Origin of the sequence: Nostoc sp. (assembly GCF_036917935.1) — a bacterium.
Lineage (GTDB): Bacteria > Cyanobacteriota > Cyanobacteriia > Cyanobacteriales > Nostocaceae > Nostoc.
The window spans coordinates 169,218-183,208 of the sequence record NZ_JBALEL010000060.1; the positions used below are offsets into that span (position 1 = coordinate 169,218).

The window sequence follows — 13,991 nt, forward strand, 5'->3', positions numbered from 1 at the left end:
CACCGGAGTCTAAACAAGAACCTTACTTCTTCTAGCTACCGGAAACTATTTCTACGTTTCCTTTTTTCACTGCTTCTAGTGCTTCGCCTTGAACGTCTTCTAGCTTCTTAGCAGCGTCTGCTTGGCTAATCATTTTTGCAGCATTTTCTTCACTTTCAAGGATGCCGAACTCAATCAACAAATCTTCTAGCTCATCCATCTCGATGGGTGTGGGAACTGTAAGATTTGTATTGCCGATAATCTTGTCCGCTAATGTGCGGTATTCATTAGCTTGTTTACTGTCAGGTGCATACTCGTTTACTGTCATCCGGCGCAATTCGGCGTGTTGCACGATATTGTCACGTGGGACGAAGTGAATCATGTGGGTATTCAATCTGGCAGCTAGGGTGCTAATCAGTTCGTCTTCCCGGTCAGTTTGACGGCTATTACAAATCAGCCCACCCAAGCGCACACCACCAGTATGAGCATATTTGAGAACGCCACGAGCAATGTTATTAGCTGCAAACATCGCCATCATTTCACCGGAGGTAACGATGTAGATTTCTTGGGCTTTACCTTCACGAATTGGCATAGCAAAACCACCACACACAACGTCGCCCAATACGTCGTAGGATACGAAATCTACGTCTGCGTAAGCGCCGTTTTCTTCGAGGAAGTTGATGGCGGTGATGATACCACGACCGGCGCAACCTACACCAGGTTCTGGCCCACCAGATTCTACGCATCTGATATCCCGGAAGCCAGTGATTACCACTTCTTCGAGTTCGATATCTTCCACAGCGCCCCGTTCAGCAGCTAAGTGCAACACGGTGGTTTGGGCTTTACAGTGCAGAATCAATCGGGTAGAGTCAGCCTTGGGGTCGCAACCCACAATCAAGATGCGTTGACCCTTTTCCGCCATAGATGCGAGGGTATTTTGCGAGGTAGTAGATTTACCGATACCGCCTTTACCGTAGAAAGCAATTTGTCTAATTTTGCCGTCGGACATGATGATTAATCCTGTAATTGTTTGTTTGGTGAGTCTGTCGGTTTATGAGGCGTTGGCATTTTGTGCCTACCGGAGGTACTTGTGCTGTCAAGTTACAGCAGTGACCTTATGTAGAACGTCGTTGGAGGCGCTCGTTCTACAGCAAAAAGAGTCTGAAGAAAGAACATATTCAAGTTTTGGTCAGTTTTCATTGGCCATTAGTCATTGTTTTTTCTGACTAATGGCTAGAGCGATAAGACATCACTCAAGGAATATTGCAAGTATTACCATCTGCTCACTCAAATGATTTCTCTGACGGTAGTAATACCAATTGGGAAAAAGAAAGCTACAGATGACAAGCTGGAAACCCAAATTCAATCCGAATTACGAATTACGAGTTATCAGTTGTTGTCATCTCCTGAAGGTTGCTCATACCTAAAGAGTGGTTGCAGCAGGAATTTAAATTTACGCAGAGTTTTCCTTTAACCACACAACCAACCATTGCAATCCACTTTAAACAGTCGCTACAACTTCCCCGATTTTACTAATATCGTAACCGCCGAGAATTTCAAATTGTGAGTGAACCATCCGATGTCCCAAAGTACTGAGCAACTGCTGCACTGGTGCTTCTTCTAAATATTCCTTGAGAATCACCAAATCATAACGTGACTGATGTAAGGGGATAAATCCCAGCCCAAAAGCAGTAGCTACAGATGCCGTACTCATACCAGCATCGGCAACTCCTCTGACTACAGCTTGGGCTACATCTTGGTGACTTTTGAGTATATTATCAAAGCCTTGAACAGCATCGAACGGTATCTGCTCTTTTTGGAGTGTTTGTTCCAAAAGCATCCGACTACCAGAACCTATTTCGCGGTTAACAATAGTCGCTCCCCCAGCAACTAAGTCATTAACTGTTCTAATTCCCATCGGGTTCCCTGACTTCAACAAAAGTCCCTCCTCCCAGACACCAAGGGTAATCAGAACTGCTTCCCTCCCAGCCAGAACATCTCGAACAAAGGGAGTATTATACTCACCAGTTTCAGGATCGTACAGATGCATCCCAGCGATGTGCGCCTCACCTCTGCATAGACTGTGCAATGCAGCCATGCTATTGGCGAAGTTATATTGGACTCGCAGTTGGGGATGCCAGCGTTCGGTGGCTCTTGCCCATAGTGAAATCACAGGGGCACAACCAGCAATCACAACCGTGTTGTGAAGTGTGTCGAGATTATCGTCTAAAAGACGGACTCGAACTTTATTTGTACCTGTAAGGCTTGTGCCTTCACCATCAGCCGGAATCATATCTTGGCGAAAAGCATCCTTGCCAATCAAGGGATAAGCTATCCATTGTCCTCCTACACGAGCTATGCTAACTCGCAGTTGTTGGCCATTAGGAATAGGTTTGGCAAGAACTGCTTCAATTTCAGGTAAATCCCGCTCTAACCAGAATAGATCCTCAACTTGACAGCCAAGCGCTTTGGCCAAGCGAAGTGTTATGGCTACTGAGGGAGCATATAGTCCCGACTCTACACCACTAATAGTCTGACGAGTCACATTAGCGATGTTAGCCAAATCTTGTTGGCTCATGCCTAAGCGAGTTCTAATCGACTTCAAGTTATTACGGAGGTCACTATCCTGCTTCATTGGCTTCGTCTGTTAGTTTCTAAAAGCCGTTGCGGATTTAAACATTGCATCTGCCAAGGCGAAAGTGTGGTCTTTGAGTTTATATGATTTCTCTTTGACGACATGACTGTGCTTTCGCTGTCTTGATTCCCCATATAAAAAGACTATCACATCAATTGCCAATTTGCTTGCGAAGCGCCAATTATTTTTGCGGTTGGTTACTTTTTACCTGCTATTATCGCTCAAAAGCCCCAAATTCCGATAAACAGAGCATTTGTCTAGCAGAAGATTTTTACCAGTTTAATTGGTAAATCGTAGTATTTAATACAGTTCAAGTGGAGCATCTGGCGTGTGGGGTTCTTTGCGTTTAATAAGTAATCAAGCGAACATGATATTACTTATACAGATTATGAGTTTATTCCTTGTGCTTCATACACCTGTTCGGTAAATAGCTGAAAATCTAGTTCACACGCCTTCAAAGCTTCAGTGGCTTGTGAGTGATGTAATAATACTATTTTCAAAAATCTTTGCAGCCAATAAATCGGCTGTAGAGGTGTACATATCTAAATAGATATATAGGAATCATATTTGATTTCTGAAAAAATCTCGGTAGTCTTGTAATGGACTGTCATGGCTTTAATGTTGCAAAAAAATTGTAGTAAAAAAATTGCTTTGTTGGGTGGAGGCTTTGCGTAACCCAACATCCTGATAATCAGTTGGGTTACGCAAAGCCTCCACCCAACCTACGTCTAATGCACTATTTTGCGTAGACAGTCCACTACGTGCATTTCAAAAATCAAATACTAGTCCTATAGCAGAAACATGCAATATGCAGGTACAAGATAAATTTGTCCAGAAAATCCCCCAGACTGTTTGGGTTTTGGGGTTTGTTAGTTTGCTGGCAGATATTAGTTCCGAGATGATTAATTCTGTATTGCCCTTGTTTCTAGTGTCAGTTTTAGGGGCGAATATCTTGACTGTTGGCATCATTGAAGGTACAGCGGAGGCAACAGCTTCAATCTTAAAAGTCTTTTCGGGAGTATTGAGTGATTACTTGGGACATCGTAAGGGATTAGCGGTGTTTGGGTATGGATTATCAACCTTTGTGAAACCTCTATTCGCTATAGCTACCAGTCCAACTGGGGTGTTAATAGCTCGATTTGGCGATCGCGTTGGTAAAGGTATTCGGGTAGCACCCCGCGATGCCTTAGTTGCCGATTCCACTAATCCAGAGGTACGCGGTGCAGCTTATGGATTGCGTCAATCCCTCGATACTATCGGAGCATTTTTAGGGCCTTTGGCAGCATTTGCCCTGATGGCTGCTTCTGAAAACAACTTCCGCCTGATTTTTTGGCTAGCACTCATCCCTGGATTGTTTGCAGTGGCTTTATTAACGGTGGGAGTGCGCGAACCAGCAACAAGTGAAACTCAAGAAAACCGAAGCAACCCTCTGCAATGGCAAACTTTAGGCAGTTTGGGTCAAGGATACTGGGTACTTATAGCAGTGGCGCTACTATTCAATTTAGGCAACTCCAGCAATGCTTTTTTGTTGCTGCGAGCTGAACAAACAGGCATTTCTGCCTCCCTCATACCGTTGACCTTAATGGTGATGAACATCGCCTACTCATTCAGCGCCTACCCACTAGGAATACTTTCCGATCGCGTGGGCAAATTTGGCTTACTAGTAGGCGGATTTTTCTTATACGCTCTAGTGTATCTAGGCTTTGCTTTCGTGCAGACACCTTGGCAAGTCTGGGGATTGTTTGCCCTTTATGGTCTGCATTTAGGTATGAGTAAAGGATTGCTGTTAGCGCTAGTGGCAAATAGTATACCTGCAAATCTGCGCGGTACTGCTTTTGGATTTTTCAACTTGGCTGTGGGATTAGCGCTTTTACCTGCTAGTTTGCTAGCGGGTGGGTTGTGGCAAACACTGGGAGCAAAGGCAACATTTATAACTGGAACCTTGTTTGCGTTCGCTGCTGTGTTATTGCTGGTAATTAATAGAAAAAAATATTCACAAATATAAGGTTTTAATTTATCAAGAAGCTCCTCTTTACCCAAGAGCGTCTCTTCCTCAATCTTGATCCTGAACGAATGATTTTAAGCGGGCTGTAACTCTTAATTTATTAAGCCTTCGCACTAGTAACAAAGCTTGTTGTTTATATAATGCTACTGGTAGCAGTCCAGGCAAATTATGCATTAACTCTCTAGCTGTGCCGATGTTACATCCTGATATTATACTTATTTCATTTGCACCGTCAAAAATAGCATCTTGAGCTAAAACTTTCTCGACCTCTACTTGCCAATTGCGAGGAAACATTTCACCCCGCTCAATCCGCTGGAGGCTATTGCTATTTGCCAGAACAACCAGGCGATCGCCACTAGCAAGTTGTGTACGATCAGAAGGCATTAACTTAACAGGCGATCGCTTCAGGCTTTGGTATAAAATTGGTACAACTCCATAACCATAAGCAACCTCAGCCAATAATAATTCATTAAGTGTATCTCCAGCCTCAATCATGTACTCTACTACTAAAATAGTTTGAGTATCAAAGTTAAACAAGCTGAGAATATTTTCTCCAAAAGCCGCAGCAGCAAATACTTCTGCTGATATAGCAGAAGTACAAATAACTTGAGCATAAGGAAACAAGCGTGCTACATTATCGCGAAAGCATTGGTCGTAAATACGAATGATCACACGAGTTTTAGGACTCTGAGCGTATGCCATCAAAGCTATTTCCAAATTCTCCATGTCATCGTCCGTAACGACAACAACACTTTTACTATTAGCGAGATTCACCTTGCCCAGAGCATCAGCAATATTATCAATAATCAGCGGTATTTTGTTGAGAAAATCTGCGTTGAGTGTTGTGCTGCTAATACCTACCAAAGGTTGCTTGAATTCTTGTAACAAAGCCGCGACTCGCTGACCGACTCGATTTAATCCAATAAGTACAATATGGTCTTTTTGGGGGATTGATGGCTGATAACTATTGAAAAACTGGAACTTTGAACTTAACAGAGTATCAGTTAGTAACGCATATAAAACCCCAACAAAACCTATACCCGTTAAAGTTAGTGCGAGGCTAAACAATCGTAACCACCCTGGCATATTTGCTGCTGGTTCTGGTGGCGTTTTAAAATTCACACCGCCAAATATATCTCCGTATCCTCCTAAAAGCAAGACAGCAGTAGCATAAAAGGCTTCTATTATGTTACTTTCAGGATAATTTAAGAAATAGATAATTGTTCCAAAAAACCAAAGAAAAAGTACTGTAATTCCACAGATAATTGCCACCCGCAAACTCTGATAACGATAGAATGTTCGCGAGAGATATGCCATTTTATGTTTGAAATTCTTCCACGCTCTGCCTAATACAATCTCTTGCCATAACTGCCGCCAGTTATACTTACGCACAGTAGCAAGTTGTTTCAAAGTTTTAAGCTGTTCTGTAACTTCGATATAAATAATCGTATCACCTGGGTGTAGTGTCGCTTCTGGCTCCCACTGATGAAATTCTTTAGGCAAGGGAGATGAATCATTAGTGTGACTTAATACCCGACGAGATAAGGTATTTAGTTCATGTATATGCCATTTATTGCCCCAGTCATCACTCATTTGAATGTGACGCTTTACTACCCGAAATTGGCGTTCTTCCAGTTGAAAATATCCGAGATTATCATCTCCAAGGGCTGCAATAGCAAAGCCAGAAGCGGAAATTTGATTTGGCTCAAAGGCAATAAAATTACCAAGAGTTTGACTTAAAAGTTCATTGAGATTTTGTTTGTCAGAACGTACAACCAGGCGAACTTGAGGATTTAGAAGCCTTGCAGCAAAAGCAGCTTCTATATTTACCCGTTCATTACCAGTAACTAAAATTACAGTTCGGCACTGAGAAATATTTGCCTGTTCTAAAACACTGGACTGACGGCAATCTCCGATTAATAACTGTTCTAATAAACTTGATACCTGCAAATTTTTGGGTTGTTCTTGATCAATAGCATTGACAACAGCACCATACTCTTTCAGGACTGCAACACAATGCTGACCCAAACTTCCTAGCCCACAAACTAAAAACCGATCTAGTTTTGTCTGAGAATCTTTAACAGGCTGGTAATTACTTTCTGATGATGGCAGCATATAATACCGCCAATGATACACATTATTTATCTCTATCGTAGAATACCAAAGATATTGGCCAACAGCAATAATGGTATTATTGATTTAATTAAATCATTAACGGCGATGGAGCTCGCCAAAACCGCCTTTCCAGTGCGATAAACTCTCATCTGGAAGGCTGATGGCTCCTACTTTCCTTGCTAACTGCGGGAGAGTAGGGCTTGGCTAAATGCATTACCTGACTCTCCTGTAGAAAGTATCTGTCTACAAATCGCACCTCAAGGAGTCATGGTATGAAAGACTTTCGTCAGTTTGAACCATTTATTGCCTTACCCCACCTAATCAAGTGGTTGCCTATTTCCTTTGTGGTTGGCATTCTTGCTGGAACGGCTTCTGCGGCTCTTTTAGCATCATTGGAATGGGCAACTGATTGGCGAGAATCGCATCAGTGGATTATCGCCTTGCTTCCCCTTGGTGGCTTCTTGAGTGGTTGGATTTATCATCAATTTGGTCAGACTGTAGAAGGCGGAAATAACCTTTTACTGGAAGAAATTCATAACCCCAAAAATATTATTCCCTTCCGTATGGCTCCTCTTGTGTTATTAGGAACAAACCTCACTCATTTATTTGGTGGTTCAGCCGGTCGTGAAGGTACAGCATTACAAATGGGTGCAACTTTTTCAGACCAGTTAACTAAAATATTACATTTTAAAGGGGCTAATCGGCGAATTCTGTTAACAGCAGGTATCAGTGGAGGATTCGCTTCCGTTTTCGGTACTCCCTTAGCTGGAACCGTATTTGGTATAGAAGTTTTAGCCATTGGTAAAATTCATTACGATGCTCTTTTTCCTTCTTTAATTGCTGCGATCGTTGGTAATCAAGTAACTTTGCTATTAGGTTTACATCATACAGCATACCGACACGCTCCCTCTATACCGCCGCTCACAATTTGGGGGCTGATTTCTGCCATTATCGCAGGTGCAATTTTTGGAATAGTCGCAAGATTTTTTGCTCAAGTAACTCACCAAATTAGTCACTTATTTAAAGCAAAAATATCTTATCCTCCAATGCGTCCTTTTATCGGCGGTGCAATGATAGCAGTAATTGTTGGGTTGAGTGGTACAACTAAATACATTGGGCTTGGCATACCTACTATTGTTGATTCTTTTTTCACTCAGCTACCTCCTTGGGATTTTGCAGCAAAATTAGGTCTGACTGCTCTAACTCTAGGAGCTGGTTTTAAAGGAGGAGAAGTGACACCTTTATTTTTTATTGGTGCAACTTTAGGTAATGCTTTATCGTTGCTTTTAGCATTACCTGCACCACTCTTAGCAGGAATGGGATTTGTGGGTGTATTTGCGGGTGCAGCAAATACACCTTTGGCATCAACTTTAATGGGAATTGAACTATTTGGTCTGGAATCAGGAGTATTTATTGCTATTGGCTGTATAGTGAGCTATTTATTTTCAGGTCATTCTGGAATTTACTCGGCACAGCGTATTGGGTTGAGTAAATACTCTGCTGTATATTTAGAAGAAGGGGTGACTTTGGCTAATTATCGACGAGAAAAAATTCAGCCAAAAATTGATTTACCTGATGATGGGGAAGAAGAAATAAGTAATTCTGAGGAATAAATTATAGACGCAATTAGAACCACTAAAATAATTTATCTGTTAGAGTTATTAAGCAAATTGTCTTAAGATTTTAAAAAAGCAAGGAATATGATATTTAGTATCATTACTTTGTTCGGAATAAAATCTTCCTATTTCTAACAATAGTTGATTCATCGCTTTTATTACTTACTCTTTTATTTGAGTTTGCTTTAAGGTAATCAGATAATTCCGGGTTAGCATACCAGTAATGACAAAACTCTGCCCCGATTGCAACCATCGATACCCTTTAGGTAACAAGTTCTGTAGTGCCTGCGGCAATCCTGTTAATGACATTGCTTTTTGTCAGCCAACTGATCTATCCAAAAACTATTCACCACCTAATACTATGCCAGATTTCAGTAGCGAACCGACCCCGGAATTGAGAAATCCCCAAGAAACCTTTCATTCCGGTGACTTAAGCTTAAGAATCCAAGGAGAAGTAGTGCCTGTAGTAGATGTTCATTTAGGGCAACAGCAATCGATTTACTTTGAACATCATATTCTCCTATGGAAGCACCCGAATGTTCGCCTTGGTGTCAAAGGCTTGAAAGGGGCTGCCAAACGTTTTTTTGCTGGGCTACAAATTTTTATCAGTGAAGCACATGGGCCAGGAAATATCGCTTTCTCCCGCGAGGCACCTGGACAGATTGTAGTACTACGATTGGAGCGTGGACAGACAGTTGATGTCCGCGAACATCAGTTCTTACTCGCTACCAGTAATATTGAGTATAGTTTCTTTTTCCAGCGAGGGCTGGCAAACCTCTTTTTTAGTCGCAGTGGTGGTTTCTTTATTGACCGCTTTATTGGTCAACAACAAGGAGGGTTGCTTTTAATCCACGGTTACGGTAATGTTTTTGAAAAATACCTCGCTCCTGGAGAAGTGCTTGATGTAGAACCTGGAGCATGGCTATGGAAAGATTCATCGGTGAAAATGGAGACAGTGACAGCCTTACAATCCAGTGGCGGCATCTTCGGAGCAATTGGGGTAATGCTTGGCGGTATTTCATTCACTCTCAACCGTTTTATTGGCCCTGGTCGTTTAGGATTACAGTCTATGACTTATCACCCACCTGCTTCTGAGGGCGCAAGTCAGGTCGGTGGCAGCGGCAATCTTGGGTAAAGTTGTCAGTCATTCGCTTGAACTTCAAGTCTTTTGTAGGCTAAAACTTGATTTTGATTTAGCTTTTTAACAAGTGTCTTAGTAAAGACCACACTTGATTTTTAATCTCAACTGGTTGTGGATTGGGCGACTGAGTATAGGGTTTGGTTTGTGCAATACTGTTGGTAGAAAGTACACAAATAGTTAATTATCCGTCTGTGTAATACTTGTCACCTCCTCCATTATGAGCTTGCCATGTAGCTCCGACACCAGTGACTTGATATAAACTAACAATCTGATGTGTATAAGCAATACTTTTAATTAGGCTATCTCTTTCAAGGTCAATATTTGCATCAATGTGGTGAGTAATCTGTCCTGTGCAGATTTTGCCCCCCACAGTCCATCAGATGAATTCAATAGCCAAAAATCTTGTAGTCGAGACTGCAATTGTTGTGCCAAGTTTTTATTTGCAGCGATCGCTAGGAACGCTATAGCGGTTCTCAGTTGAGTGAGGTACAAGAACCCCACCCCCAACCCCCTCCCCGCAAGCGATGAGGGGACTATGATGTATCTCATGTGATCAGGAAACGCTATATCGTTATTATCCTAGATACAATCTTGTCTTATTTGTGAGAAAAAATTCAGATAAACCCTAATGAAACAGGCTATTGAGTCTTAGTATATTGTCAAAAACTAAATTGGAGTTTTATATGCCGAGTCAAAAGAAAGAGCCAACCGGATGTGGATGCTCAAATATTCCGATCTCTATAATCCTAATTATCTTAGGAGGTGGATATTGGTGGTTTAGCCAGAGAGGATATCTAGAAATAAGCAAGGTTTTAGATAATAGCAAGAAGATAAATATACATATTTTTAACTCCGCTATAACTAGCTCTCCAACTATTACTCCAACTGCTTCTATAGCTCCGTCAATTTATGTAAAAATTACTCCACCCTTAGCTCCTAGCAACAACAAAACTTTACCAAAAGTAATCTTAAAAGAAAAAATTAAATTGCCTCAAACGCCTTGGGAAAAGAAAGTAATTAGAGGAATTTATTTAACTCGCTATCAAGTTACCAATAATGCTGATGAACAAACGATTCGTGAAAGAGTTCGTTACTATCGCTCTCAAGGATTTAATACAATTATTCACGGTGTTTGGGGGAATGGTTGTACGATGTATAATAGTGAGGTTATGCAGCAAAGCTTTGGGTATAAAAGTTGTCCAAACCAGTTTCAAGAGCAATGGTTAAATTGGTTGATAGACGAAGCACATAAACAAGGAATGCAAGTTCATGCTTATTTTGAAAAGGGGATAAAAATAGATAAAAACAGCCCGATTTTTGATTTAGCGATTAATCGGAAATGGATTGTTCCAGGAGTGGATAAAACCTACTCTGGAATTGATCATTATGTACTGGATGTGGAAGTTCCTGAAGTTGCTAATCTTTTTAAAAATATATTAGTAGAGTTTGTCAAGAAATATCCAAATATCGATGCAGTTCAATGGGATGATTATCTAGGTTATTATGCTGAATTACCAGGAAAAGTTGATCGGACTGCAAATTTAACTAAATTTGTGCAACAAATGGTAACTTCAATGAAAATAGCTAATGGGTCAGTGAGTTTTGATATTTGTCATCATAATCCTTATTGGGCTAAAAAATATTTTGCGGCTGACTGGGAAAAATGGGGTGTGGATCGCGTATTTATTCAAGCTTATAATGATAGTAATTTTGTTGAAGAATTAAATTACGCTCAAAAATATGCTGGAGTTGCAATTACAGATCGGCAGTTTGGTCGTTTAAAAGAATTAGTTGATAATCCCAAAATCAAAAGCATCTTAGTTTTTCCGTTTTCAGGAAATCCAGAAAAAACAGCTTCTAGCTTAAAAAACTCGCTTTGAACATGGAGAAAGTAGCGTAGGCGCAGCCCGTCGTAGACATCGCTCTCAAAGCGGGACTGTAGACATCACCCAAACTATTGAACCTGCTGAAAGAATATCGATTGCCTATTGAACGACCTCTGTTTGGCTGCAACATGAATGCAGATAGTGTTAACTTGGTTTTTGAGTAGATGTTCCAAACCACTTTATTTTGGGACATTTGCTGGTGTCATGAGCGTAATGCTAAAAGTGGCAAAGATGAATTTGTCAAAGCGATGGAGAAAAACCAGTGAATGGACAAACCCTAATTCAAATACAGCAGGATTTACTCACAAAAGCGTATGCTGCCTTTAACGCTCGTGATATTGATTCTGTTCTTGCACTGATGCACTCTGATGTGGAGTGGGCTAATGGTATGGAAGGCGGGTATGTTCGCGGTCATCAGGCGGTGCGTGATTACTGGACTCGTCAGTGGAGCTTGATTGATCCTCATGTTGAACCTACAAAGTTTCAACCCGATGAGAGTGGGCGAGTAGTAGTCTATGTTCATCAAGTAGTGCAGGGTTTAGATGGAAACTTGATCTACGACCAAATGGTTCAGCATATTTACACTATCGAGAATGGCTTAATCCGGCGAATGGACATTCAGGATTCATAAACACTGATATAACTGGATAAATATCCGATCTCTTGTGGCTGAATATAAGGATGCATTTACCTAATCGAAAACGAAACCGTTACACCAATTAGACGGTTATTGCTGCCCAAATACGCCGTGTTTTCTCGTTCAAATAGGGCTTTAACGAATCATACTTGTCTTGAATGCTTTCTACTACCTGGTTAACAGACACCTAAGCCTTTAATTCGGTTACATTCTGATGATCTAACAATTCGGTAAATTGTTCAAGTTATTTTTACATGATGCCTTAAGAACTTTGAGAGAACTCTAGCTAATGCCACTGCCAAGGTTAATCTTTGTTTTATTCGGCTGATGGTTAAGAGACTCGCAGCACCTTCTTAGATGTCAAATGGGCTTCTATACTCTCCCTGAGTTTGTTGCGGGATAAGTGCTAACAATAATCCTATCTAAATAAAGCTGCATAAGCTTTACAGCATCTTAATTCCTCTTCAACTTTTTTAAATGGGCGAACCTACCGACTTAAAATATGGCCAAGATTGGTTTTGAACTAGTCGTGTATCCTCTTGAGCAAACGCAAGAGCATCTCCAGGGCGAAGCAAGCAAATCGATACAGGAGAGGCGATTGCTCCATCTTTGCGGGTTCCAGAGCGCACAGTCGCTACCTGGCAAACATGCTCTGGGGTTGGATCAACTGCCATGATGTGTGCTTGCAATCCATCAAGGCAAGGGCCAAGACCGCGCTGCCAAAACCAAGGCGCACCCCCATCGGAGTACGGTACAATTCGTTTAGCATTCCAGATTTCTGCTACATCAATTAAATCATCGGCATCACACATCATCTTTTGACGTACTTGCCAGCTATTCTCTGGGACAAAAGGAAGATAGCGAGCGACTGATGAAAAGAGATACTGAATCGGATACAGTCCGAAACCTCGATATCCACCAAATAAAGTATCAAGGGGACCATAACGCTCTAAGGCTGTAGCTGCAAGTTTTTTGACATCTCCTAGGCAATCACTCCCTGAATCTCCTGTGAGCGCAACACGGCGATCGCAATACTCGACGAGGTAGGTATTGCCCTGATTGCGAATCTCTGGGTGGAGGGCTTGGGCAACCGTTGGCTGTTCTCCGTAGAAGGGTAGGGCAATAACTCGCATCCTACCAATTTGAGTTTCGTCAAACCAGCGTAGTGTGTGAATATTCTCGAACCCAAGCTGACGCAGCCGCAACGCCATATCAATTGCCAGTACAGATTCTCGCTTAACTTCGGGAACGAAGATTGGGGTGTTTGCACCAACTCGCAGCAACGTTCCTAAATCAAAATGATCGGGGTGAGAATGGGTGATAAATACTGCATCGGGTTGTCCCATTTCCTCTAAGCTGAGGGGTTGGTAGTTTGGCGGATAAAGTTTAGACTTGGGCAACAGAAATGGATCGAAGAGAATACTAGAGTTGCCATCACTGAGCCGTAGGGTGGAGTGACCGACAAAAGTGGCATGGCCCAGTTGAGGCTTGACGGATAGTTCGTTGACTTCAACCAGTGCGCCATAATCACTTAATACGTTCCATAACTCGCGAGCAATGGTTGTAGTTGGAGCATTACTTCCTTCTTGCCATTCCCCTAAATACAAAGCTAGATCGGATAGGAGATTGGGAGATAATTCTTGGATGACGATTGTTTTGCCAATATTGCGTTCCATCTCAAGTGCAATGGGTTTAACAGCTTTGGGATCGGGATATAGCCAATCTTCTAAGAGGACACTATGACGCTGATACAAATCCGCCAGACCACCTGGAACCATTGTTAATGCCAGTAAATCCCGCGAATGAACCACCACATCTGCAAGACCATATCGATTGCGGTGTTCTGTGATGCTGGCGCAGTAGCGACGGATGGTAGTGTCACATTGTCCAGTCACAGCACTACCAAACTTGGTTTCGTCCTGATAGATAAGTTGGAATTTAATGCTGCTGCTTAATCTTTGACGTATCATAAGCAAG

At 41.8% G+C, this 13,991-nt stretch carries 11 protein-coding genes and 1 riboswitch; of the genes, 5 read left to right on the plus strand and 6 right to left on the minus strand.

Annotated features, from left to right (window positions below):
- Nucleotides 1-31: 31 nt before the first annotated feature.
- Nucleotides 32-988, minus strand: coding sequence for a nitrogenase iron protein (nifH, locus tag V7K62_RS25920; protein ID WP_334869168.1), 957 nt, complete (start codon nucleotides 986-988; stop codon nucleotides 32-34).
- 492 nt (nucleotides 989-1,480) lie between these two features.
- Complete coding sequence (locus V7K62_RS25925; RefSeq protein WP_334869170.1) at nucleotides 1,481-2,614, minus strand: substrate-binding domain-containing protein; 1,134 nt, start codon at nucleotides 2,612-2,614, stop codon at nucleotides 1,481-1,483.
- Between the two features lie 808 nt (nucleotides 2,615-3,422).
- Between V7K62_RS25925 and V7K62_RS25930 the strand changes: the two genes are divergently transcribed.
- Nucleotides 3,423-4,619, plus strand: a complete 1,197-nt coding sequence (locus V7K62_RS25930; protein WP_334869172.1) for an MFS transporter — start codon at nucleotides 3,423-3,425, stop codon at nucleotides 4,617-4,619.
- A gap of 48 nt (nucleotides 4,620-4,667) precedes the next feature.
- Here V7K62_RS25930 and V7K62_RS25935 read toward each other — a convergent pair whose 3' ends face one another.
- The gene (locus tag V7K62_RS25935; RefSeq protein ID WP_334869174.1) at nucleotides 4,668-6,734 is read right to left on the minus strand and encodes a potassium channel family protein; all 2,067 of its coding nucleotides are present in this window, start codon (nucleotides 6,732-6,734) and stop codon (nucleotides 4,668-4,670) included.
- Nucleotides 6,735-6,826: 92 nt separating this feature from the next.
- Nucleotides 6,827-6,911: riboswitch (Fluoride riboswitch) on the plus strand.
- 95 nt (nucleotides 6,912-7,006) lie between these two features.
- On the opposite strand from V7K62_RS25935, the gene V7K62_RS25940 reads away from it, so the two are divergent.
- Nucleotides 7,007-8,347, plus strand: coding sequence for a voltage-gated chloride channel family protein (locus V7K62_RS25940; protein ID WP_334869176.1), 1,341 nt, complete (start codon nucleotides 7,007-7,009; stop codon nucleotides 8,345-8,347).
- Nucleotides 8,348-8,573: 226 nt separating this feature from the next.
- Entirely contained in the window at nucleotides 8,574-9,485 is a 912-nt protein-coding gene (locus tag V7K62_RS25945) for an AIM24 family protein (protein WP_334869178.1), read from the plus strand.
- A 187-nt stretch (nucleotides 9,486-9,672) separates the two neighbouring features.
- On the opposite strand, the gene V7K62_RS31655 is transcribed toward V7K62_RS25945, so the two are convergent.
- Both V7K62_RS31655 and V7K62_RS25950 read right to left on the minus strand, forming a co-directional pair.
- Nucleotides 9,673-9,861 (minus strand): LssY C-terminal domain-containing protein, encoded by a 189-nt coding sequence (locus V7K62_RS31655; RefSeq protein WP_442937337.1) that lies wholly within the window; start codon nucleotides 9,859-9,861, stop codon nucleotides 9,673-9,675.
- Entirely contained in the window at nucleotides 9,786-9,983 is a 198-nt protein-coding gene (locus tag V7K62_RS25950; RefSeq protein WP_334869180.1) for a hypothetical protein, read from the minus strand. Before V7K62_RS25950 ends, V7K62_RS31655 begins: the two co-directional genes overlap by 76 nt.
- Nucleotides 9,984-10,174: 191 nt before the next feature.
- Between V7K62_RS25950 and V7K62_RS25955 the strand changes: the two genes are divergently transcribed.
- Together V7K62_RS25955 and V7K62_RS25960 are read left to right on the plus strand one after the other, a co-directional pair.
- The gene (locus V7K62_RS25955) at nucleotides 10,175-11,371 is read left to right on the plus strand and encodes a family 10 glycosylhydrolase (RefSeq protein ID WP_334869182.1); all 1,197 of its coding nucleotides are present in this window, start codon (nucleotides 10,175-10,177) and stop codon (nucleotides 11,369-11,371) included.
- A 268-nt stretch (nucleotides 11,372-11,639) separates the two neighbouring features.
- The gene (locus tag V7K62_RS25960) at nucleotides 11,640-12,008 is read left to right on the plus strand and encodes a nuclear transport factor 2 family protein (protein WP_334869184.1); all 369 of its coding nucleotides are present in this window, start codon (nucleotides 11,640-11,642) and stop codon (nucleotides 12,006-12,008) included.
- A gap of 479 nt (nucleotides 12,009-12,487) precedes the next feature.
- Here the strand turns inward: V7K62_RS25960 and V7K62_RS25965 are convergent, their stop codons facing one another.
- Nucleotides 12,488-13,984: an MBL fold metallo-hydrolase gene (locus V7K62_RS25965; RefSeq protein ID WP_334869186.1), complete on the minus strand. Its 1,497-nt coding sequence runs from the start codon at nucleotides 13,982-13,984 to the stop codon at nucleotides 12,488-12,490.
- Nucleotides 13,985-13,991: the final 7 nt, after the last annotated feature.